This window comes from Pseudomonas sp. rhizo66 (assembly GCF_031931925.1).
Taxonomy (GTDB): domain Bacteria; phylum Pseudomonadota; class Gammaproteobacteria; order Pseudomonadales; family Pseudomonadaceae; genus Aquipseudomonas.
The window spans coordinates 158,433-179,239 of record NZ_JAUJWZ010000012.1 but is presented as its reverse complement, the minus strand read 5'-3'; the positions used below and the strand labels follow the sequence as shown (position 1 = coordinate 179,239).

Here is a 20,807-nt window from a genome sequence, read left to right as displayed (position 1 = left end):
GAGCGAGCCTGCTCGCGAAGAGGCCGGTACAGTCAGCATCGTGGTCGACTGTTCGGCAGCCTTCGCGAGCAGGCTCGCTCCCACAGGTTTTTCGGTGTGTATCACTGTGTATCGCGGTGGTTTGAGGATACACAGGGCTGCAAATGCCCGGTCATGTGTACACAGCCGTGATACAGCCGGCGGCTCAAATGTGGAAAATCCACTGTTGAGGTAACTGCCATGCATCCCCCGTCCTCATCGCTGTCACCCAGCGTCGGCCTCGGTCTGCGCCGTGGTCTGCTGAAAGACCTGCAAACCGCACGCAGCGGCGCTTTCGACTTTCTCGAAGTCGCCCCGGAAAACTGGATCGGCGTCGGCGGGGCCCATGGCGCGGCGTTGCGTGAACTGGCCGAACGCTACCCGTTGTCCTGTCACGGCTTGTCGCTGTCACTTGGCGGTTCGGCGCCGCTGGATGTCGGGTTCTTGCGGGAAGTCCGGGGGTTTCTCGACCATTACAACGTGCCGCTGTACAGCGAGCACCTGAGTTACTGCAGCGATGACGGGCACCTGTACGACTTGCTGCCGTTGCCATTCACCGAAGAGGCGGTGCAGCACGTTGCCGCGCGAATCCGTCAGGCGCAGGACATTCTCGGCCGGCGTCTGGCGGTGGAAAACGTCTCCTATTACGCCGCGCCGCGTCAGGACATCGACGAGGTGACCTTCACCAATGCCGTGCTGCGCGAGGCCGATTGCGATCTGCTGCTGGACGTCAACAATGTCTACGTCAATGCAATCAACCACGGGTTCGATGCGCAAACGTTCCTTGCCGGTATCGAGCCGGGCCGGGTGGTCGGCATGCACGTGGCCGGGCATTTCGATGAGTCCGATACGCTGAAAATCGACACCCATGGCGCCTCGGTAAAACCGCAGGTCTGGTCTCTGCTGGCCGAGGCCTACACGCGGTTTGGCGCGCAGCCAACGCTGCTTGAGCGGGATTTCAATTTTCCGGCGTTTTCCGAACTGGTTGCCGAGCTGCAGACCATTCGCCACTTGCAAGCCGGAGGTCGTCAACGTGGATAACCTGCTGCAGCAACAACAGACGTTGACCCGGTATTTGCGCGATCCCGAACACCAATCGCCCCCGGCCGACATGAACGTGGCGCGGGTCAACGTTTATCGCGATCTGGTGTTCAACAACGTCTCGCAATTGTTGAGCGGCACGTTTCCGGTGTTGATCCGGATCATCGGGGCGCAACGCTGGGGCCGGCTGGTGCGAGGTTTCTTGCGCGACTGGCGCGCGCAAACCCCGAAGTTCGGCGAGATTGCCCAAACGTTTCTCGATTATCTCGCTGCGTCACCGCAGGTGTTGCGCGAGGGCGAGTGGCCGGCGTTTCTGCTGGAGCTGGCGCATTACGAATGGGTCGAGATGGTGTTGCAGCAATCTGATGCCCAAGCGCTGCCGTGGACGGACCCGGCGTTGTTGCTGGAGCGCCCGCTGCAGATCTCGGCGCTGGCCTGGCCATTGGCGTATGTCTGGCCGGTGCATGCACTCGATCCGAACCATCAGCCTGCCACGCCACCGGCTCAACCGACTCTCTTGCTGGTACGGCGTGCGACGGACTGGAGTGTGCAGTTTTCCGAACTGAGCCCGTTGGCTTGGCGGTTGTTGCAGCGCATCACTGAGTTTGCGTCGTTGACGGGGCGCGAGCAGTTGCAAGGTTTGGCGCAGGAGGCCGGGCAGCCCGCCAGCAATTCGTTCATGGATAACGGCCTGATGTTGTTGCGGCAGATGCATGAGGACCAGGTGATCGGTCTGGCACCTTGAGTACTAATATTGCGCCGTACACTGTGGGAGCGAGCCTGCTCGCGAAAGCGATCTGTCAGTCAACTTGAACATCGACTGACAGGACGCCTTCGCGAGCAGGCTCGCTCCCACAGGGATTTTCGCTGTTATCAGGAGTGCAGGGGGAGTTTCAGCTCCGCACACAACCCGCCACCCTCGCGATTGCTCAAGGTCAGCGAGCCACCCAAGGCCATGGCCAGTTGCTGGGCGATGGCCAACCCTAGCCCGGTGCCACCGGTATCGCGATTACGCGAGTTTTCCACGCGATAGAACGGTTGCAGCACTTGGGCCAGTTCGGCATCGGCGATGCCGGGGCCGCGATCCATGACCGTGATCGCCAGGCTGCCCTTGTTGGCTTCGACCCACACTTCGGCAGCTCCGGCGAATTTCAGTGCGTTATCGGTCAGGTTCACCAGCACCCGGCGCAACGCATGAGGACGGGTGTCGATGACCGCCGCACTCTTGCCGATCAGTTGTACCTGCTTGCCCATGTCCTGATAGTCAAACACCAGGCTTTCGAGGAAGGAATCCATGTTGGTGCGGCGGCTTTCCTCGGTCGAGCCATGGATGCTGCGCGCATAGGCCACGCCTTCGCGCACCAGGTGTTCCATCTCGCTGAGGTCGTTCCACAGTTTGTCTTTCTCGGCGCAATCGTCCATGAGTTCGGCGCGCAGTTTCATCCGCGTGATCGGCGTTTGCAGGTCATGGGAAATCGCCGCCAGCAGTTGCATGCGTTCTTTGAGGTAAGCGGCGATGCGCGCCTGCATCGCGTTGAACGCCCGCGCCGCGTAGACCACTTCGTTCGGGCCGCTTTCGTCGAGGTTGATCGGGTGGGCGTTGGGGTCGAGGGTTTCCACAGCGTTGGCCAGCCGGGTCAGCGGACGGATCGCGATACGCACGGCCAGCCAGGTGCAGGCGATCATCAACGCCAGTTGGCCGAGCAAGACCGCCGGCAACCAGGGCGATAACGGGACCATGGCGGGGCGCACGTCGATGGTCACCGGGCTGCCGTCGCTCAGGCGCAGATGGCCCTGAAAGTGTTTCTTCGGCCCGGGAATATCGGTGAAGGTCAGTGGATAGCGTTCACCAATGGCTTCAGTGATCGAGGTGACCGCCACCGGCACATCACCGGCGTCGATCGGCGTGCCCGGTTCGCCTTCGCTCAACAGGTAGCCATAATTTTTTCGCGCCAGACGCTCGAGCCAGGCAGGGCGCTCTTCGGCAGGCAAGCGATCAAGGATCGCAATCGAGGTCGACACGTCGGTTTCCAGATTGCCGAGCATGGTGTTCTTTGCGCTTTGGTAACGCTCGTAATATTGCGCACCGAACGACAGCGCCTGAGCGAGCAGCAGGCCGATCAGGAAAATCAGCGACAGGCGCGAGGCGAGGGTGCGCGGCCAGTGCAGATTGACGCTCATGCCGAAGCACCGAGAATTTCGACCGGCAGCGAGAATACATAACCTTCGCTGCGCACGGTCTTGATGTAGGCCGGCTCACGCGCATCATCCAGCAGACGCTGACGCAAACGGCTGACCAGCAAATCGATCGAGCGGTCAAACAGATCGGCATCACGGCCCTGAGTCAGGTTGAGCAGTTGGTCGCGGCTGAGCACCCGTTGCGGGTGATCGAGAAACACCCGCAGCAAACGGTATTCGGCGCCGCTGAGGGCAATCATGGTGCCGTCCTTGTCCAGCAGGTGACGGGCCGAGGTGTCCAGTTGCCAACGGCCGAAGGCCAGCAAGCGACCGGCCTCGGTGACCACCAGATTTGGCGGCAGCATCCGCGTGCGGCGCAGCACGGCGTTGATCCGCGCGAGCAATTCGCGGGCGGCGAACGGTTTGGTCAGGTAATCGTCGGCGCCCATTTCCAGGCCGATGATGCGGTCGGTTTCATCGTTGCGGGCGGTCAGCATCAGGACCGGCGTGGCCTTGTGTTTGCCCACCCGCAATTCGCGGCACAACTGCAGGCCATCGTCGCCGGGCATCATGATGTCGAGCACGATCAGGTCGACGGTGTTGGCCTCGAGAAAGCTGCGCATCTGCCGGCCATCGGCGACCACCGTGGTACGCAAACCGTTTTTCTTCAGGTAGTTGCCCACCAGCTCACGGATCTCGCGGTCGTCGTCGACGATGAGAATGTGATCGACATGATCCATCGGTTCAAGCCTCAGTCAGAAAGGGAATGCCGTGCAGTCTATAGAGCCTTCAATGGCTCGCCTGCCTGCCTTTGTATTGCAGTGTATCTGCCGTGGCGGCGGATACACGGGAACGCAAAATCGCGAATTTTTCAGGGCTTTGTATCGCTGTGTATCCCTCGATGGCAGGGATACACAGCGATTGAAACGTGCCCGTTCCTGACACAGAGGCGATACCTCGCAAGCTTCAAATAGGCTCCATCGAGGCCCACACAGATCGCCTCGGCTCAAACCCACTGAAGCCTTGAGGAGTACCGCCATGATCAACAAATCCGTTATCGCCGCCTGCCTGTTTGCCGCCCTGAACGTCTGCACCTTGTCGGCCCGGGCCGAAGCCGCCGCCACCCCGCAAACCTACACCTACGGCACCCACCTGGATATCCAGAAAGTGATCTCGCTGAAGAAGGACAACTCGGTGTCTTGCGGCATCGTCGAGGCCCGCATGACCTACCTCGATTCGGCCGGCAAAACCCGCGTGCTCGATTACAGCAAATTTGCCGACGGTTGCAACAACGACAACTGAGTCATCAACGGCAATCAGACCCACTCTTTATAGAAGGAACACAACCATGAACAACGTATCGCGCTTTTTGACCGCCATTGCTTTCTCCCTGGCCGGTGTCGCCGCCCATGCCAACGCTGCGGTTGAACAGCATAGCTGCCACAGCGGCAGCTGCTTTCAAGTGACGCCGGTGGCCAAGCAGGGCAGCGATGGCCTGATTGCGGCTGACGGTTCCAGTCGTACGCCACAAGGCCAGATGTTTGCCGCTGATGGCTCCAGCCGCACGCCGCAGGGCCAGATGTTTGCCGAGAATGGCGCCAGCCGTACGCCGCAAAGTCATTGGCTGGAAAGCCAGAGCGTCTGAATGCTCGTCACATTCATTGATCAAGGGTGACTCACTATGTACCTCATCGCATTTCTCGGCGGTCTGCTGACCGTGCTCAGCCCCTGTATTTTGCCGGTGGTGCCGTTTCTGTTTGCCGGCGCGCAACGCAGCCGCGCAGCGATTGTGCTGACGCTCGGCGGCATGGCGCTGACTTTCGCGCTGATCTCCAGCCTCGCCGTGGTCAGCAGCGAATGGGTGATTCAGGCCAGCAACAGTGGCCGTTATGTCGCATTGATCGTGATGAGCGTGTTCGCCCTGTCGCTGATCTCGGCGCGCGTCGGTGACTGGCTGACGCGACCGTTCGTGATGCTTGGCAACCGCCTCGACCCGGACACCCGGAAAAAGGCTGGGCCGATGGGTTCGATCATGCTCGGCGTGGCCACGGGGTTACTGTGGGCTCCGTGCGCCGGGCCGATTCTCGGGGTGATCCTCACCGGCGCCATGCTGCAAGGCGCCAACGCGCAGACCAGCCTGTTGCTGCTGGCCTACGGCGCCGGCAGTGCATTGTCGCTGGGCACACTGATCTTCACCGGGCGCGGGCTGGTCAACCGCTTGAAACCGTCGATCCCGTTCACCGGCTGGTTGCGCCGCGGTGCCGGGGTTGCGGTACTGGCGACGGCGGCGGTGATCGCCACCGGTTTCGACAAAACCTTGCTGGCGAACACCTCCTCTGAAGGCGTCGCCAGCGTCGAAAAAAGCGTGCTGGAAAACGTGCCGAAGGTGGTCGACTACTTCGTCAGCAAAGTCCGCGCGGATTCGCCGATGGAGCAGGGCAAAGGCGCGATGCCGTCATTGGCCGGCGCTGTGCAATGGCTCAACTCGCCTGAGCTGAGCGCCGAGTCCCTGCGCGGCAAGGTGGTGCTGGTGGATTTCTGGACTTATGACTGCATCAACTGCCAGCACACCTTGCCGTACGTCAAAGACTGGGCGAAGAAGTACGAGAAGGACGGCCTCGTGGTGATCGGTGTACACACCCCGGAATACGGCTATGAGCGGATCATCGACAACGTCAAGGATCAGGTGAAAAAACTCGGCATCACCTACCCGGTGGCCATCGACAACAACTATGCGATCTGGCGCAACTTCGACAATCAGTACTGGCCGGCGCATTACCTGATCGACGCCAAAGGGCAGGTGCGTTACAGCCACTTCGGTGAAGGTCGCTACGAAGCGCAGGAACAGATGATCCAGCAGTTGCTGGAGGAGGCGAAGGCACCTGCCGCTTGATCAACAAAACCAATGGCTCAGAGGTCGCGGACCATGAGCCATTGTTCGTTGTCCCAGGCGCGAAAACGCTCCAGGACCTGCCATCCGCGTTTGGCGTAGTAGTCCTGCTTGTTCTGCGTGTGCAGGTACAACCGCGCAAAGCCGCAGGTTTTTGCCTCCTGACAAATCCCTTCAATCAAGCGTTCCGCCAACCCTTGCCCACGTGCGTCAGGGCTGACGAATACGCAGGCCAGCCAAGGCCCGAGGTCGGGGCGCAGGGTAAGGTCATCGCGTGCCAGCGCCGCACCGCCGACCAGGTGTTCGCCGTCCATGGCGATCAGGCAGGACCAGTCACCATTGCGTTGGCCTTGGGCAAACTCACGTTGCCATTCGGCCAACGGCTGGTCGACGTATTCGTAAGGGAATTGTTGGTGAATCCATTGGGCATAGCGGTCGCTGTGGTGCATGTGATGCGCGAGCCAATCGATTTGCAGTGACATCCGTCGAGTCCGTTCCAGAGGCGAGGGGGCATCAGAAACCAATCCCCCAACCTTGGCAATCCTCAAGGTGTTCCAGACGCTTTACAGATGTCCACCGCTCATCGGCAAACCCCCGGTTTTACGGGGTTGCCAGACGATTGGCAGGGACGCCGAGCGGTCTCGGCGCGATAGTGAGCGAGCAGGGTCACTGCCGGCCTTGCCTCATAACAAGAGCGCGAGGTTGCCATGCCTAAATTCGTGATTGAACGCGAGATTCCAGGGGCCGGGAAGCTATCCGAAGCAGAACTCAAAGCTGTGTCGCAAACGTCCTGTCAGGTATTGCGTGATCTCGGGCCGCAGGTGCAGTGGCTGCAAAGCTATGTCACCGCCGACAAAATCTATTGCGTGTACATCGCGCCTGACGAAGAGCAGGTGCGCGAACACGCCAGGCTCGGCGGGTTTCCTGCCAACAGTGTGGCGCGGGTGATGACGGTCATCGATCCGACGACGGCCGAATGACCAACGACCCCACCTGCTGCGGAGCTCATGCTCATGAGTACCCCGATTGATCTGACTGCCCTGAAGGAACGCCAGAAAGTCGCCTGGGCCAGTGGCGACTACGCCGTGATCGGCACGACGTTGCAAATCGTCGGCGAAAACCTCGCCGAAACCTGCGACTTGCGTTGCGATGAGGAGGTGCTGGATGTCGCTGCCGGCAACGGTAACGCGACGCTGGCGGCGGCACGGCGTGGTTGCCGGGTCACCTCGACCGACTACGTCGCGGCGTTGCTGGAACGTGGTCAGGATCGGGCCCGGGCGGAGCATCTGGACGTGACGTTTCAGGTCGCCGATGCCGAGGCGCTGCCATTCGCTGATGAAAGTTACGACGCGGTGCTGTCGACCTTTGGTGTGATGTTCGCACCGGATCAGGACAAGGCCGCTGCCGAACTGGGCCGGGTTTGTCGCCGTGGCGGGCGGATCGGTCTGGCCAACTGGACCCCGGAAGGTTTCGTCGGCCAGATGTTCAAGACCCTTGGCCGGCATCTGCCGCCGCCTGCCGGTGCCCAGCCCCCCTCGAATTGGGGCTCCGATGCCTGGTTGCACAAACATTTCGATGACCGCGATTTCCTGTTGCGCGTGACGCGCCGAGACTTCAATTTTCGCTATCGCTCGGCGGCGCATTTCATCGACATCTTTCGCCATTGGTACGGGCCGGTGCACAAGGCCTTCGCCGCATTGCCGCCAGCGAGCGGGCAGGCGCTGGAAAGTGATCTGGCGGATCTGCTCAATCGGTTGAATCGGGCGGGAGAGGGGTCGCTGGTGGTGCCGAGTGAGTATCTGGAGGTGGTGATTACCAAGCGCTGATTCACCCCCGACTTTTATGACGATGGAGACCCCTGTGGGAGCGAGCCTGCTCGCGAAAGCGGTATGTCATTCAACAAAGATGTTGTCTGAAACTCCGTCTTCGCGAGCAGGCTCGCTCCCACAGGGGTAGGTATTTTGGTAGTTGAGCCTATTTCACCTGCGGCCGCTCAAACCATTCCAGCGCCGTGCGCCAGATGCAGATCCCCAGGAAGTAAGCCGACATCAGCAGCCACAAGCCCATCACCAACGGATTGATCACCGGATGGTTGAGCACCAGCGACAGGCTGCACAGCAGCCAGATTGCCGTCACCGCAATGTTGATCGGCATGAACCGGCGTACCCGGAACGGGTGCAGGAACTTCATCCGCGTCACCGTCAGCAGCGCCAGGCCTATCACCGTCAGGAAGGTGATCCACGGCCCCGGGCCGATGATGTACAGGCACAGCGCGACCACATTCCATGCAGCCGGAAACCCGACAAAGTAGTTGTCCTTGCTCTTCATATTGACGTTGCAGAAGCAGAACAGCGACGACACCAGAATCAGCGACACGGTCAGCAGCAACGTGTAGTCGGGCAACGGAATGTAGCGATAGATGAACAGTGCCGGAATGAACACATAGGTCAGGTAATCGATCACCAGGTCGAGGATCGAACCGTCGAAGCTCGGCAGCACCGATTGCACATTGACCTTGCGCGCCAGTGCGCCGTCGAGGCCGTCGACAATCAGCGCCACGCCCAGCCACATCAGGCAATGGGTCGGCTGGTTTTCCAACAGGGCGAGGGTGGCCAGAAAAGCGGTGACCACGCCAGTCGCGGTAAAACCATGGGCGCCCCATGCTTTGAGCCTGGCGATGTGTACGGTCGATATCACGGGGGCGTTCTCCAGAAAGTGAAGCAAGCCGGGTATTACCCTTGGCGGGAAGGGCGCCGGCAAACCGGGTCGGGGTTGCAGCTATCGACCGGTCTGGCCGGGATAAGGTTCACCACTGATCAATCTTAGCTGGCCGGCAAAAAAATACGCGGGCGAAATCCGTCAGAGCTTCGAGCACCAGCCAAACGGTGCTGGCGCTATGGCCGCACGGGTCTATCGTTGCCAGATGCAGTGACTGCCAATGCTTGAGGATGACGTCATGAACACCAGCGATTTGCTCGAACAACTGCTACAAGGCCGGGCCTCGGCGGGGCAACAATCTTCAGCGTCTGCCGGCGTTGGTTCGGGCGGTTTAGGTGGGTTACTGGGTGGATTGCTCGGTGGTGCGGATTCCACTGGCACACGCGGTGGCTCTGCGGCTGGCGGGTTTGGCGGATTAGGCGGCTTGCTCGGCGGTTTGCTTGGCGGCGCTGGTGGTCTGGGCGGCGCCTTGGGTGGGGCGCTGGGCGGCGGTGGCGCCACGCAAAACCGTTCGGGAGGCACCAACTACGCGGCGCTGGCCTCGCTGGGCATGATGGCGTTCCAGGCGTATCAGGCCTGGCAACGCAACCAGGCGAGTGCGGCATCGCAGCAAGCGCCGCAAACGGCTAACCTTCTTGCCGGCCCGGAAATAGAAGAACACAGCCACGCGGTGCTACGCGCGTTGATTGCGGCGGCCAAGGCTGATGGTCGTATCGATGAATCCGAAAAACACCTGATCAGCAGCGAAATCGGCAAACACACCGATGATCCGCAATTACAGCAATGGCTTGACGCTGAAGTCGCCAAGCCGCTGGACCCTGACGAAGTGGCGCAAGCGTCAAACGGTGACCCGGCTGTCGCCGCCGAAATGTACCTGGCCAGCGTGATGCTGGTGGACGACCAGCAGGACGCCGAACGCACCTATCTGGACGAGCTGGCAGCCGCGTTGAATATCGACCCGCAGTTGCAGGTGCACCTGGAACAGCAGGCCAAGGGTCAGGCCTGAAAGCAAAATCAAAAGATCGCAGCCTTCGGCAGCTCCTACAGGGTGTCCATCATTCCGTGTAGGAGCTGCCGAAGGCTGCGATCTTTTGATTTTCATAGCCAAATTGCATCCCACAACGGGTAGTCCCCCACACGCCCAACCAAACCGGCGCGCAACGGGTTCATAACGATGTATCGGGCAGCCGCTTTTAGATCTTCGTCGCGACGCAACGCCCGGTCGTAATAACCGCGCTGCCATATCCCTCCCTGACTGCCGCGCTTGAGATTAATCGAGCGACAACTGCGCGATTTGACGCGGCACATGAGCGCTGCCAACGAACAGTGTTTCAATTCAATCAGCCAATGCAGATGATCGGGCATCACAACCCACGCCAGTGACTGAACCATTCCCTCGTCATTGGCTGCACGCATTTGCTCTACTAGCAGTCTTCCCAAACGCCAATCCGAAAACACCGACTGACGTTCGTGAACGACGGCGGTGAGCAGATAAATACGTCCTGCCTCGCTATAACGCCCCTTACGCAATCCACACGCCTTTACAGCAGCAGGCATTCCTTTGCCCTCCAAAAAATATCATTCTCGAACTCTAGCCAGCCCTCGCTCTCACGCCGGTCAAACCCATTGCAGGATGTAACCCTGTAGGAGCTGCCTAAGGCTGCGATCTTTTGATCTTGTTTTCTAAAATCAAAATCAAAATCAAAAGATCGCAGCCTTCGGCAGCTCCTACAGGGGATTGCGGTGTATGCGAAGACGGCGCAGGTGGCCGTCCGTCCGGGCAATTTTCACGTCGATTGAATTTTTCGCAGGCGCCGCCTCTCTGCTGCTGTAGAGGCGTGTGGAACAGCGTCCTGCCAACCGACCGAGAATTTTGCCATGACTGTCCTGACCCCCCTGCAGGCTGCGCCTGCCCAACCGCTCCTGATGAACGCTGCCGGGAACATCCGCCAGGTCTATGAAGCGTTGTTGCGCGAAGACAATCCGCATGACCTTGCGCAGGCGTTTTTGCAGGAGCAACTGCAACACGCCGCGCAACTTACCGACTCGCTGCCCGAAGATCCGACGACATGGCACGCCTGGGTAGCCGAACATTGCGCCGATGTCGCCCGGCAATACGCCGACTATCTGCAACAGCGCAAGGCCGGTGGGCCTCGGCAATTCTTTCGTGGCAAGGCCCAGGCTCTGTATTTCCTGCAAGCGGTGGCACCGACCAAACTGGTCGACGGTGCATGGCTTTATGGTCTGTTGCCGCGCTGGCAAGACCCGCGTTACCAAGGCCTGCTGCGAACCTTTCTGGAAGAACTGGGCGAAGGCAATCCGGCGCAGAACCATGTGGTGATTTACCAGAAATTGCTCGCCGAGCACGATCTGCAGGACAGCAGTGCCATCGACGATGAACGCTACCTGCAAGGCGCAATTCAACTGGCCCTCGGTGTCTGTGGTACTGATTATCTGCCCGAGGTGATCGGCTACAACCTCGGTTACGAACAACTGCCGTTGCACCTGTTGATCAGCAGCTACGAACTCAGTGAGCTGGGCATCGATCCGTACTATTTCACCCTCCATGTGACCATCGACAACGCCAGCACCGGCCATGCGCAAAAAGCCGTGCAGGCGGCGCTTGACCTGCTGCCGCTCGAGGCCGATCGAGCCGAGTTTCTGCGCCGGGTAGCGCTGGGCTATCGGCTCAACGATCTGGGGCAGGGCAGTCGCGCGATCATCGACGGTTTCGACCTTGAGCACGAGTTGCTGGCGATGCTTGAACGCAAATGCCCATTCGCTCAGCACATGCACTCCGATTACTGCCGTTTCGAAGGGCAGACCGTCAATCAGTGGCTGGCGGCACCGGAGCAATTGCCCGGATTCCTCCAGGCATTGCAGAACAAGGGCTGGATCAAACGCCACGAAGATCCGCAGGCCAGCCGTTTTTGGCAACTGATCGCGGGCGACGGTGCGGCGATGTTTGGCGTGTTCAATGCCTACGAAAAACAACTGGTGCACGACTGGATTGCCGGCAACTGGACCTCATCGGATAAACCCAGACCCATGCGACGGCACAGTCAGACGGCAGCGCCCATCGAAGGGCTTGAGCAGGATCCCGATGTACAGGCGCTCAATGCCGCGCTGCAAGGTCAGGATGCCTTGGCGCAAATGGCGATTCTGATCCCCTGGCTCGCCCCGGCCCGCCATGCACATCCGGCCGGGCTGCTCGCCACCCGGCGTTTTATCGAACTCAAATCCCGTTTGCCTTAAGGACCTTGCCGATGAATCAGGAAGAGCAACTCTGCCCCAACGACCTCGTGCTGCTGCAATTGGGCCGACGCTTGTTGGCAGATGGATATCGGTTCGTCACCCCGACGCCGTTGACCCATCATCGGGTCAATCAGCGTGACGAGGGCCAGATGGCCGACACTTTGCGCGATGTGTTCGGCTGGTCGCGTCCGTTCGCGCCGGGATTGCTGTCGGCCGATGAACAGCGGCAACTGCAAGACGCGCAGATCATTGATCACTACGAAGGTGAGCTGAAGAGTCGGGTGCGCTGGTCGAGCCTGGATGATTTGCTGTTCGTGCATTCGGCGTTCCCCACCGAGGCCGCTGACGCGGTGTTTTTCGGCCCCGACACCTACCGTTTCGCGCAACTGATTCACACCCACCTGCAGCAGAACTTCGCGCCAATCCATCGTGCGGTGGACATCGGTTGTGGCGCTGGCGTCGGTGCGATTCTGATCGGCCGGGCCCGACGCGAGGCAGAGGTGCTGGCGCTGGACATCAACCCTGCGGCGCTGCGCCTGACCGCGATCAATGCGGCACTGGCGGAAGTCGCCAACGTCGAAGTGCGCGCCAGTGATCTGTTGCAAGGCGTCGACGGCGAGTTCGACCTGATCGTCGCCAACCCGCCGTACATGGCCGATCCGGCAGAGCGCGCCTATCGCCACGGTGGCGGTACGCTCGGGGCGGGGCTGTCGCTGCGCATCGTCGAGCAGGCACTGAATCGACTGGCGCCCGGCGGTTCACTGCTGCTCTACACCGGTGTGGCGATGGTCGACGGTCGCGATCCGTTCCTCGACACCGTGCTGCCACGCCTGGATGAAAAACGCTTCGGCTGGACGTACCGCGAACTCGACCCGGATGTCTTCGGCGAAGAACTGCTCAACCCCGGGTATCAACGGGTCGACCGCATCGCAGTGGTGACGCTGACCGTGACCCGAATGGGCTGAAACAAGGCAGGTGCACGATGAACAGGAACCTCGACGACTACAACCGCATGCGCGATTTTTCGGCGACCTCGGAACCCGCCGCTGTCAAGCGATCTGGACGTAAAACCGCTGCCGAGCATGCTTTGCAGTTCTGCATCCAGAAGCACGACGCGTCGCATCTGCACTACGACTTTCGTCTGGAACTCGATGGCGCACTGAAGAGTTGGGCGGTGCCAAAAGGGCCGTCGCTCGACCCCAAGGTCAAGCGGCTGGCGGTGCATGTCGAGGATCACCCGCTGGATTACGCGACATTCGAAGGCAACATTCCGCAAGGGCATTACGGCGCCGGTGATGTGATCGTCTGGGATCGTGGCGTGTGGATTCCACTGGAAGATCCGCACGAGGCCTACGCCAAGGGCAAGCTCAAGTTCGAGCTGCAAGGCGAGAAGCTCGGCGGTATCTGGAACCTGGTGCGCACGCACATGCCGGGCAAGAAGGAGCAGTGGTTCCTGATCAAGCATCAGGACGGCGCCGCACGGCCGCAGGATGACTACGATGTGTTGGCAGCCGAACCGGACAGCGTGTTGAGCGAACGCACGCTCGTCACCAAACCAAAGCTGGCCGCCGAGCACAGCAAACCGCTGAAAAAGCCCGCAGCAAAAACGCGCAAGACCCCGACCGGCAAGCTCACGGGGGCGCACAAGGCCAAACTGCCGACGCAACTCAAGCCGCAACTGGCCACGCTGGTCGACAGTGCGCCGCAAGGGCAGTGGAGTTACGAGATCAAATTCGACGGCTACCGGATTATGGCGCGCATCGATCATGATCAAGTGCAGTTGTTCACCCGCAACGGCCATGACTGGACACACAAGCTGCCGCAACAGGCCGCCGCTCTGGCCGCGCTGGGACTGGAATCGGCGTGGCTCGACGGCGAAATGGTCGTCGCCAACGAACACGGCGTCCCGGATTTTCAGGCCCTGCAAAATGCTTTCGAAGCCGGGCGCAGCGGTAACATCCTCTACTACCTGTTCGATCTGCCGTATCTCAATGGTGTCGACCTGCGCGAAGTGCCGGTCGAGGAACGTCGCGCCGCGCTGGCCACGGTGCTCGGCAGTCATGAACAACCGCTGCTGCGCTTCTCCGAAGCCTTTGACGAAACCCCGGATGCGCTGCTCAACAGCGCCTGCCAGATGCAGATGGAGGGCCTGATCGGCAAACGCCTCGGCTCGCCGTATATATCCCGGCGCAGCAGCGACTGGATCAAGCTCAAGTGCAAACACCGCCAGGAGTTCGTCATCGTCGGCTACACCGATCCGAAGGGTTCACGCAGTGCCTTTGGCGCGTTGTTGCTGGGGCTGCATGATCGCGACAGTGGCGAGTTGCGTTACGCCGGCAAGGTCGGCACCGGCTTCAACGAGGCGACGTTGAAAAGCATTCTGGCCCAGCTCAAACCGTTGCAGGTGAAGACGGCTGCAGTGGTCAATCCACCCAGCGGCTTCGAGGTCAAAGGCGTGCACTGGCTCAAGCCGAAACTGCTGGCGGAGGTCGCGTTTGCGGAAATGACCAAGGACGGTTCGGTGCGCCACGCCGTGTTCCATGGCTTGCGCAATGACAAACCGGCCAAAGCCATCACTGAGGAGCGAGCGAAACCGGTGAAGACTGCAGAGAAGAAATCAGCCACGAAGAAAGCGCCGAAAAAAGCCCCGGCGAGCAGCGCAGAAACCGCGCCGTCACAACTTGGACTGGCCAACGGCAAGGTGCGCATCACTCACCCGGATCGCGTCATTGATGCGGTCAGCGGTACCACCAAGATGCAACTGGCCGAGTATTACGCCAGTGTTGCCGAATGGATCCTGCCACAGCTCAAGGATCGTCCGGTGGCACTGGTGCGCGCCCCGGACGGCATCGCCGGCGAATTGTTCTTCCAGAAAAACGCCGAACGCCTGGCGATCCCCGGCATTACCACGCTGGACAAGGATGTCACCGGGCAACCGGTCATGCTGATCAACAACGCCGAAGCGCTGATCGGTGCGGTCCAGATGAGCACCGTTGAACTGCATACCTGGAACGCGACCACGGTTGACCTGGACAAACCCGATCGCTTCGTCCTCGACCTCGACCCGGATCCGGCGCTGCCGTGGAAAAGCATGGTCGAGGCGACGGCGCTGACATTGACCGTGCTCGATGAACTGGGCCTCAAGGCGTTCCTCAAAACCAGCGGCGGCAAGGGTATCCATTTGGTGGTGCCATTGACCCGCAAACTCGGCTGGGACGAGGTCAAGGACTTCAGCCACGCCATCGTCACGCATATCGCCAAGCTGTTGCCGGACCGCTTTTCTGCGGTGTCCGGGCCGAAAAACCGCGTCGGGCGGATCTTTATCGATTACCTGCGCAACGGTCTGGGCGCCACCACCATTTGCGCTTACGCCGCGCGCACCCGCGAAGGCTTGCCGGTCTCCGTGCCGCTGTTTCGCGAAGAAGTCGCCGAGATCAAGGGCGGCAATCAGTGGAACGTGCACAACGTTCATGAGCGATTGTCGGAGGTTGGCGACGAGCCATGGGCCGATATGAAGAAAACCCGCCAGAGCATCACCGTCGAGATGCGCAAACGTCTGGGGCTGAAGAAGTGATCAGGTGTCCCGCAGCAAGTCGTGGGCGTTGAGTAGTTCGAAGGCGATTTCCGGGTGGTTTTCCAGGCCGCGGCGAATGGCGGCCGGAATTGCGGCGCGGGTCTTGCGGCACAGGCCGGGTAACTCTTCGATCTGAATCGCTATGCCACGCATGGTGCGCACTTCGTTGAAACCGGGAGCGACGTCGACGCGGATGCCCAATTGCTCAAACATCCGCTGTTGCAGATGTTTGAGGTCATTCAGGTCTTTGAGCATTTCGAGGCGAGCAAGCAGACGCTTCTCTTCGTCCCGAGTCAGACGCAGGATGCGCAAATCCGCGCCAGGTGTCTCCAGCAATGGGTCGCGCCCGCAAATGCAGGCGCCGGGCGGGCAAGGGGAGCGCAAGGGCACAGAAGTCGTCATGGCCTCCATCATAGAGGCCGTCGGACAGTTTTGCCTATGCGCCTTCAGCGGCCATCCATCGCCTGCTTTTTCCGTGACGGCTACTGATTCAGGCCTTCGTAATGCACCAGAATCGCGTTGGCCAGATCTTCATCGCTGGCGTTGAGGCCAGGATTGTCCTGGCGAGCCTGCTGCAGTACCGATTCAAGATAAACCCCACGAATGGCCCCGCCACTGGCGACAAATGCAGACAAGTCGTCACGGGCCGGAATCACCATTTTGTGATCCTTGAAGGTCGAATACAGCGACGCGGAGACACCCGCTGAGGTGGCGACATCACCCGCATCGACGCGGGCCAACGCCGAACCGACAGGCAGGCATAAGAGTAAGGAAGAAATGAGCACTAACTTGCGCATGACGGTGTTCCTCCACAAGCGCGAAGCAAAAAGGGAAGGTCTACATAATGTGAGAGGGGCGCGCGCGACGGGAGTTCCGTGGTGCAGAAAAGTCCGAGTTATTGCAAAACAGATGCGGGCAACGCCATGGCGGGTTGCCCGTTTTTCAAGCTGCGATGAGTCAGATCACCCCGCAGGCCATGCGATCGCCGCCACCGCCCAGTGGTTTCGGCATATCGGCGTGGTTGTCGCCCCCGGCGTGGATCATCAGCGCGTGGCCTTTGATCTCGGAGATTTTTTTCAGGCGCGGCGCCAGTACCGGATAGTTGGCAATGCCGTCCGCAGTCACATAAATCGCCGGGAGGTCACCCAAATGACCGTCAGCATACGGGCCGAGGTGCTTGCCGGTTTTTTGCGGGTCGAAATGTCCGCCAGCGGCCAGTGCAGCGCCTTTCACGCCGTCCTTCATGCCGGCCTCGCAACTGCCGTTCTCATGCACATGGAAGCCATGCACACCGGCCGGCAAGGATTTCAGCTCGGGCGTGAACAACAGGCCATACGCCGTCTCACTGATGGTGACCGAGCCGATCGCTTGCGGCGCACCGTCGGCGCTGACCAGATTGATGGCGACTTTTTCCGTCGCCGCCTGTGCGGTTCCAATGGCCAAGGTGCCGAGCAAACCCAACCACAATGCGCGTTTCATAAGCATTTTCCTTTTGCTGCAAGAGTGTTCAGAACGACGGACTCAATAGCCTGCCGGCATTAACCGGCGATGAACGCACATCCGCCTGCGTTGCAAAGTGAGACTTGCCGCGCAATCCGAAAGTTTTGCTGCGTTTAGCCAGCGTGCCGACACCTGTTGACACGCTCTGGCGCGGCAGACCTGCGCAAATAGGCTTAACTGAAGGCTGACAAGCGCTTACGGGCGTAACGAGAGAGGAAAATCCGGTGTCGATTAAACTGCGTTTAGTGTTGCTGATTGTGACAAGTCTGCTGACGGCGTTGATCGTGAGTCTGGTCAGTTACGTCGGCAACCAGCGGATGGCCTCGGCGGTCAGCGATAACGCGGTCAGCATGAGCGCGCTGCGCAACCACATGGAAGCCGACATGATGCACGACGCCCTGCGCGCCGATGTCTATTCGGCAATGCTGGTGGGTCTGGGCAAAAGCACCAGCACGGCGCCCGAGGTGCGCGATTCGATCAACGAGCATGCGGGGCATTTTCGTGAGGTGCTTGAAGACAACCTCAAGTTGCCGATCAACCCGGCATTGCGCACAGCGCTGGAGCAGATCAAGCCGAGCCTCGATACCTACATCAATACCGGCGAGCGGATCGTCGGGTTGGCGCTGGACAATCCTGATGCCGCTCAGCAGGAACTGGGCACCTTCAACTCGGCATTCAGTCAGCTCGAAGAACAAATGGCCGCTTTGAGCGAGTTGATCGAGTCCAATACCCGGCAGACCAGCGAAGGTACCGAATCAGCCATCCACAGCGCCAACGTCGCGCTCGGCGTGGTGTTGATCGCCAGTCTTGTGCTGCTCCTGATTCAGGGGCGCTGGGTCATTCTCAGCATCTTGGGGCCGTTGAAGGCCGCCAGCCGTATCGCCGAAAGCATCGCCCACGGCAACCTCAGCGAGCCGATCGCCGAGCCGTCCGGCAAGGATGAAGCCAGTGTCCTGATCCGCACATTGGCGACCATGCAGCGCGACTTGCGCAACATGATCGATGTGGTGCGGCGCAATGCTCACGGTGTCAGCGGCATGAGCGAACAACTCAGCCACGGCTGCCATCAGGTCGCCGACAGCAGCCAGCAACAAAGCGTGGCCGCCGGCACCATGGCGGCGGCCGCCAGCCAGATGACTGCAAGCATCGAGGAAATCACCCGCCACGCCGAACGTGCACTGAGCATGGCCAGTCAGGCCGAAACCCTGGCCAAGGAGGGCGGCGGCGTGATTCATCAAGTGGTCAGCGACATGGACGATATCGCTCGATCAGCGCAACAGTCGGCCCAGGTGATCCGCACGCTGGATAAGGAATCCGAAGCCATTTTCAACATCATTCAAGTGATCAAGAGCATTGCCGACCAGACCAACCTGCTGGCGCTCAATGCCGCCATTGAAGCGGCCCGGGCCGGGGAACAGGGCAGGGGGTTTGCAGTGGTGGCTGACGAAGTGCGCAGTCTGGCGGCACGCACCAGCGCCTCGACCCAGGAAATCGCCGCAATGGTCGCGCGCATTCAGCACAGCACCCGCGAGGCGGTCAGCAGCATGGAGGCGGGCGTCGCGCAGGTCGATAAGGGCATGGCGGTGACGGCGGATGTCGAGCGAGCGATTCGTGAAATCCTCGAGGCGACGTTGAGCACGACACAACTGGTCAACGACATCACCCGCACGATTGGCGAGCAGAGCCAGGCCAGTAACGAAATTGCCCATCAGGTGGAAATGATTGCCGGAATGTCCGAGGGCAACAGCCGGGTGATCGGGCAAACAGCGAATACTACAGATGAGTTGTCGAGCTTGGCGGGGCAGTTGGCGCAGTCGGTGGATCGGTTTCGGTTGTGAAAGCGGGGGAATGACCCGAACCTGAGTTGAATGTCAGGCAAATAGGTAACAGGAATGCTTTCAGACGATAAGTACCGTCGTTTGTATGTCCAGTTTGAATTTATATGTTCTGAAGAAATGTTGTTTTTTATCTGTTTCAATGGTGACAAAGGGCTTTTTCTTGCGATTGCAAACGAACGCTTTTTTAGGACTGAAGTTATCCAGATACTCCTCACCATGCGTTGTCTGCAGAAATTGAATTGTCGACTCGAGCTGCTCAATCGCATGATTTTTCCATGCGCTACCGCCTCTTTCTTTCAACTCAACCAAGTAAAGCTGCTTATTTGTGGTCAGCATGCAGTCACATCGACCTCGACCCGGTTCTTCAGTGTCACCAATCACGCATTTGTCGATGGCTGTGAAAAGGACCGCTTTACTATCCGGGTTTTTGACTGTGGCGATCCAGGTCTCTTCTGACTCTGGATCGGCGTAGGCGACAGGACGCGATGTGTTGTCGCACAGGCCAAACCGTTCTTGGTGGTAAGGGCCACTTTGACATTGAGCATTGAGGAAATTCACGCCTCCAATGCCTCCTCGATATCGAGAAGTTGATCGAACAAATCATTACCTTCACGAAGTGATTCGTTGAGGTAGTTATGGTCCGACGGAATGCCTCCCGACATGGGCAATTTTTCGATGCTTCCAGTTGTTTCATCGGCTTGATAAATCGCCAGTTCATTAGCGTCTACCAACGCGTGCAGGGGTATTACTTTGGCGAGGCTGGTTAGCAGGGTCTCTGCGCGCTTCTCCAATATGCTGTCGTGCAGATGTTTGCCCTGCACAGCGATCGTCAGGTAACTCACCACATAAGGGCTATGAGTTGTCAGTACCAGACGGTTGTTTTGCCCTTGGTTATTGAACTGAAGAAGGCTTTGCAGAACGCTCCATTGTGATCGTGGGTAAAGATTCTGTTCGGGTTCTTCAACAATGTTTATAAAAGCAGTTTTGTTAAACCTTGCTGACAATGCAGAGAGAGCAATACGGCGTTGTTCCTCTGTCAGTGAGTCGATGGAAAAAATCTCCACAACCTCCTTTCTGAAACGCTCCAGCTCTTCGGTACTCATGGTTTCCTGCCGCTCTTCACTTCGCTCTTGAACGGTGTTGGCTAAGTAGTGGCTCACGAGATGTAGCGGTACAGCTGATTGAAAACCACTGGACGCATCAGCCAATCTCAGTTTGTAGTCTGATTCGCGGATGTTGAGTATGTCATTCAGTTTGTCGTATTCGAGTTCCGCCTGATTGATCGGTAGGCGTAGTGCCCCTTTCATATTGGCTTTCGCCGCGTCGAACTCAGTCAAAAACTCTTTCAGCGAATCCGAAGAAAGCTTCAATTCCCGGGGGTGCCGGACGTAGGCGATGAAATTGCGTTCTGCAGGCACATACATGATTTGAGGCAGGTGATATTTTCTGCCTTTCAATTCACTGACATGCAGCTGTCCGCGCAAATAATGGATTACGTAGGCTTCACCTTCGTATTCGATCTCAGTATCCGCAGAAAGATAATTTTCGAGCCTGTGATACATGAGGTAGGGCTTGATGAATTTATTTTTTCGTTCAAACCATTTTGCGTCGTAGTCGCCTCGCACCAGTGCCTTTTCAATCCACGAGAAGGTTGAATACAGTTTGGCCAATGTGCTCTTCCCCGAGCCCTGATTGCCCACAAATACGGTCACACGTTTGAACTCTATCCAGCCATTGTTCTTCACACCGTTACGGATAGGGCCAAAATGCTTGACGCGTAGTCGGGTCATTGATC

At 59.3% G+C, this 20,807-nt stretch carries 22 protein-coding genes and 1 pseudogene; 13 read left to right on the top strand and 10 right to left on the bottom strand.

Annotated elements, in window-relative coordinates:
* Positions 1-219: 219 nt before the first annotated feature.
* Together QZR14_RS16285 and QZR14_RS16280 are read left to right on the top strand one after the other, a co-directional pair.
* Complete coding sequence (locus QZR14_RS16285; RefSeq protein WP_250606806.1) at positions 220-1,059, top strand: HvfB family MNIO-type RiPP peptide maturase; 840 nt, start codon at positions 220-222, stop codon at positions 1,057-1,059.
* On the top strand, positions 1,052-1,804 hold the full coding sequence (locus tag QZR14_RS16280; protein WP_311997105.1) for an HvfC family RiPP maturation protein: 753 nt from the start codon (positions 1,052-1,054) through the stop codon (positions 1,802-1,804). The genes QZR14_RS16285 and QZR14_RS16280 overlap by 8 nt, the downstream gene beginning before the upstream one ends.
* A gap of 128 nt (positions 1,805-1,932) precedes the next feature.
* Here QZR14_RS16280 and QZR14_RS16275 read toward each other — a convergent pair whose 3' ends face one another.
* Both QZR14_RS16275 and QZR14_RS16270 read right to left on the bottom strand, forming a co-directional pair.
* On the bottom strand, positions 1,933-3,240 hold the full coding sequence (locus QZR14_RS16275) for a sensor histidine kinase (RefSeq protein ID WP_311997104.1): 1,308 nt from the start codon (positions 3,238-3,240) through the stop codon (positions 1,933-1,935).
* Positions 3,237-3,977 (bottom strand): response regulator, encoded by a 741-nt coding sequence (locus tag QZR14_RS16270; RefSeq protein WP_311997103.1) that lies wholly within the window; start codon positions 3,975-3,977, stop codon positions 3,237-3,239. Before QZR14_RS16270 ends, QZR14_RS16275 begins: the two co-directional genes overlap by 4 nt.
* Before the next feature lie 298 nt (positions 3,978-4,275).
* Between QZR14_RS16270 and QZR14_RS16265 the strand changes: the two genes are divergently transcribed.
* Genes QZR14_RS16265 through QZR14_RS16255 form a run of 3 tightly spaced genes read left to right on the top strand, consistent with a single transcriptional unit; the run spans position 4,276 to position 6,130 of the window.
* Positions 4,276-4,539, top strand: coding sequence for a DUF2790 domain-containing protein (locus QZR14_RS16265; protein WP_311997102.1), 264 nt, complete (start codon positions 4,276-4,278; stop codon positions 4,537-4,539).
* A 46-nt stretch (positions 4,540-4,585) separates the two neighbouring features.
* Positions 4,586-4,882, top strand: a complete 297-nt coding sequence (locus QZR14_RS16260; protein ID WP_311997101.1) for a hypothetical protein — start codon at positions 4,586-4,588, stop codon at positions 4,880-4,882.
* 36 nt (positions 4,883-4,918) lie between these two features.
* Entirely contained in the window at positions 4,919-6,130 is a 1,212-nt protein-coding gene (locus tag QZR14_RS16255; protein WP_311997100.1) for a cytochrome c biogenesis protein DipZ, read from the top strand.
* 17 nt (positions 6,131-6,147) lie between these two features.
* Here the strand turns inward: QZR14_RS16255 and QZR14_RS16250 are convergent, their stop codons facing one another.
* The gene (locus QZR14_RS16250) at positions 6,148-6,609 is read right to left on the bottom strand and encodes a GNAT family N-acetyltransferase (RefSeq protein ID WP_311997099.1); all 462 of its coding nucleotides are present in this window, start codon (positions 6,607-6,609) and stop codon (positions 6,148-6,150) included.
* Positions 6,610-6,834: 225 nt separating this feature from the next.
* On the opposite strand from QZR14_RS16250, the gene QZR14_RS16245 reads away from it, so the two are divergent.
* Positions 6,835-7,107, top strand: a complete 273-nt coding sequence (locus QZR14_RS16245) for a DUF4242 domain-containing protein (RefSeq protein WP_250606798.1) — start codon at positions 6,835-6,837, stop codon at positions 7,105-7,107.
* 33 nt (positions 7,108-7,140) lie between these two features.
* On the top strand, positions 7,141-7,953 hold the full coding sequence (locus QZR14_RS16240) for a class I SAM-dependent methyltransferase (protein WP_311997098.1): 813 nt from the start codon (positions 7,141-7,143) through the stop codon (positions 7,951-7,953).
* 148 nt (positions 7,954-8,101) lie between these two features.
* On the opposite strand, the gene pcsA is transcribed toward QZR14_RS16240, so the two are convergent.
* The gene (pcsA, locus tag QZR14_RS16235) at positions 8,102-8,824 is read right to left on the bottom strand and encodes a phosphatidylcholine synthase (RefSeq protein ID WP_105709010.1); all 723 of its coding nucleotides are present in this window, start codon (positions 8,822-8,824) and stop codon (positions 8,102-8,104) included.
* A gap of 259 nt (positions 8,825-9,083) precedes the next feature.
* Here pcsA and QZR14_RS16230 point away from each other — a divergent pair, with 259 nt between their 5' ends.
* A complete protein-coding gene (locus QZR14_RS16230; protein WP_311997097.1) occupies positions 9,084-9,851 on the top strand; it encodes a tellurite resistance TerB family protein in 768 nt (255 codons plus the stop codon).
* A 92-nt stretch (positions 9,852-9,943) separates the two neighbouring features.
* Here QZR14_RS16230 and QZR14_RS16225 read toward each other — a convergent pair whose 3' ends face one another.
* Complete coding sequence (locus QZR14_RS16225) at positions 9,944-10,402, bottom strand: REP-associated tyrosine transposase (RefSeq protein ID WP_311997096.1); 459 nt, start codon at positions 10,400-10,402, stop codon at positions 9,944-9,946.
* A 321-nt stretch (positions 10,403-10,723) separates the two neighbouring features.
* On the opposite strand from QZR14_RS16225, the gene QZR14_RS16220 reads away from it, so the two are divergent.
* Genes QZR14_RS16220 through ligD form a run of 3 tightly spaced genes read left to right on the top strand, consistent with a single transcriptional unit; the run spans position 10,724 to position 15,674 of the window.
* On the top strand, positions 10,724-12,100 hold the full coding sequence (locus QZR14_RS16220) for an iron-containing redox enzyme family protein (RefSeq protein WP_311997095.1): 1,377 nt from the start codon (positions 10,724-10,726) through the stop codon (positions 12,098-12,100).
* An 11-nt stretch (positions 12,101-12,111) separates the two neighbouring features.
* The gene (locus tag QZR14_RS16215) at positions 12,112-13,065 is read left to right on the top strand and encodes a class I SAM-dependent methyltransferase (protein ID WP_311997094.1); all 954 of its coding nucleotides are present in this window, start codon (positions 12,112-12,114) and stop codon (positions 13,063-13,065) included.
* A gap of 17 nt (positions 13,066-13,082) precedes the next feature.
* The gene (ligD, locus tag QZR14_RS16210; protein WP_311997093.1) at positions 13,083-15,674 is read left to right on the top strand and encodes a DNA ligase D; all 2,592 of its coding nucleotides are present in this window, start codon (positions 13,083-13,085) and stop codon (positions 15,672-15,674) included.
* Here the strand turns inward: ligD and QZR14_RS16205 are convergent, their stop codons facing one another.
* The 3 genes from QZR14_RS16205 to sodC form a co-directional block, all read right to left on the bottom strand.
* Positions 15,675-16,076: a hypothetical protein gene (locus QZR14_RS16205; protein WP_250606791.1), complete on the bottom strand. Its 402-nt coding sequence runs from the start codon at positions 16,074-16,076 to the stop codon at positions 15,675-15,677. It lies immediately after the preceding gene.
* Between the two features lie 80 nt (positions 16,077-16,156).
* Positions 16,157-16,471, bottom strand: coding sequence for a DUF2388 domain-containing protein (locus tag QZR14_RS16200; RefSeq protein WP_007919602.1), 315 nt, complete (start codon positions 16,469-16,471; stop codon positions 16,157-16,159).
* A 160-nt stretch (positions 16,472-16,631) separates the two neighbouring features.
* Positions 16,632-17,153 (bottom strand): superoxide dismutase [Cu-Zn] SodC, encoded by a 522-nt coding sequence (sodC, locus tag QZR14_RS16195; RefSeq protein ID WP_250606790.1) that lies wholly within the window; start codon positions 17,151-17,153, stop codon positions 16,632-16,634.
* 245 nt (positions 17,154-17,398) lie between these two features.
* Here sodC and QZR14_RS28095 point away from each other — a divergent pair.
* Positions 17,399-18,154: pseudogene (locus QZR14_RS28095) on the top strand (MCP four helix bundle domain-containing protein); the annotation flags it as partial.
* The gene (locus QZR14_RS28090) at positions 18,149-19,012 is read left to right on the top strand and encodes a methyl-accepting chemotaxis protein (protein WP_442967405.1); all 864 of its coding nucleotides are present in this window, start codon (positions 18,149-18,151) and stop codon (positions 19,010-19,012) included. The pseudogene QZR14_RS28095 and the gene QZR14_RS28090, both read left to right, overlap by 6 nt.
* 60 nt (positions 19,013-19,072) lie before the next feature.
* On the opposite strand, the gene QZR14_RS16185 is transcribed toward QZR14_RS28090, so the two are convergent.
* The gene (locus tag QZR14_RS16185; protein WP_095047488.1) at positions 19,073-19,570 is read right to left on the bottom strand and encodes a hypothetical protein; all 498 of its coding nucleotides are present in this window, start codon (positions 19,568-19,570) and stop codon (positions 19,073-19,075) included.
* Complete coding sequence (locus tag QZR14_RS16180) at positions 19,567-20,802, bottom strand: AAA family ATPase (RefSeq protein ID WP_311997091.1); 1,236 nt, start codon at positions 20,800-20,802, stop codon at positions 19,567-19,569. The genes QZR14_RS16185 and QZR14_RS16180 overlap by 4 nt, the downstream gene beginning before the upstream one ends.
* Positions 20,803-20,807 lie beyond the last annotated feature (5 nt).

Excerpts from the sequence above, each read along its gene's own strand:
- QZR14_RS16285 (WP_250606806.1), top strand. The coding sequence starts at position 220 with ATGCATCCCCCGTCCTCATCGCTGTCACCCAGCGTCGGCCTCGGTCTG.
- QZR14_RS16275 (WP_311997104.1), bottom strand. The coding sequence starts at position 3,240 with ATGAGCGTCAATCTGCACTGGCCGCGCACCCTCGCCTCGCGCCTGTCG.
- QZR14_RS16270 (WP_311997103.1), bottom strand. The coding sequence starts at position 3,977 with ATGGATCATGTCGATCACATTCTCATCGTCGACGACGACCGCGAGATC.
- QZR14_RS16265 (WP_311997102.1), top strand. The coding sequence starts at position 4,276 with ATGATCAACAAATCCGTTATCGCCGCCTGCCTGTTTGCCGCCCTGAAC.
- QZR14_RS16260 (WP_311997101.1), top strand. The coding sequence starts at position 4,586 with ATGAACAACGTATCGCGCTTTTTGACCGCCATTGCTTTCTCCCTGGCC.
- QZR14_RS16255 (WP_311997100.1), top strand. The coding sequence starts at position 4,919 with ATGTACCTCATCGCATTTCTCGGCGGTCTGCTGACCGTGCTCAGCCCC.
- QZR14_RS16250 (WP_311997099.1), bottom strand. The coding sequence starts at position 6,609 with ATGTCACTGCAAATCGATTGGCTCGCGCATCACATGCACCACAGCGAC.
- QZR14_RS16245 (WP_250606798.1), top strand. The coding sequence starts at position 6,835 with ATGCCTAAATTCGTGATTGAACGCGAGATTCCAGGGGCCGGGAAGCTA.
- QZR14_RS16240 (WP_311997098.1), top strand. The coding sequence starts at position 7,141 with ATGAGTACCCCGATTGATCTGACTGCCCTGAAGGAACGCCAGAAAGTC.
- QZR14_RS16230 (WP_311997097.1), top strand. The coding sequence starts at position 9,084 with ATGAACACCAGCGATTTGCTCGAACAACTGCTACAAGGCCGGGCCTCG.
- QZR14_RS16225 (WP_311997096.1), bottom strand. The coding sequence starts at position 10,402 with ATGCCTGCTGCTGTAAAGGCGTGTGGATTGCGTAAGGGGCGTTATAGC.
- QZR14_RS16220 (WP_311997095.1), top strand. The coding sequence starts at position 10,724 with ATGACTGTCCTGACCCCCCTGCAGGCTGCGCCTGCCCAACCGCTCCTG.
- QZR14_RS16215 (WP_311997094.1), top strand. The coding sequence starts at position 12,112 with ATGAATCAGGAAGAGCAACTCTGCCCCAACGACCTCGTGCTGCTGCAA.
- ligD (WP_311997093.1), top strand. The coding sequence starts at position 13,083 with ATGAACAGGAACCTCGACGACTACAACCGCATGCGCGATTTTTCGGCG.
- QZR14_RS16205 (WP_250606791.1), bottom strand. The coding sequence starts at position 16,076 with ATGACGACTTCTGTGCCCTTGCGCTCCCCTTGCCCGCCCGGCGCCTGC.
- QZR14_RS16200 (WP_007919602.1), bottom strand. The coding sequence starts at position 16,471 with ATGCGCAAGTTAGTGCTCATTTCTTCCTTACTCTTATGCCTGCCTGTC.
- sodC (WP_250606790.1), bottom strand. The coding sequence starts at position 17,153 with ATGAAACGCGCATTGTGGTTGGGTTTGCTCGGCACCTTGGCCATTGGA.
- QZR14_RS28090 (WP_442967405.1), top strand. The coding sequence starts at position 18,149 with ATGCAGCGCGACTTGCGCAACATGATCGATGTGGTGCGGCGCAATGCT.
- QZR14_RS16180 (WP_311997091.1), bottom strand. The coding sequence starts at position 20,802 with ATGACCCGACTACGCGTCAAGCATTTTGGCCCTATCCGTAACGGTGTG.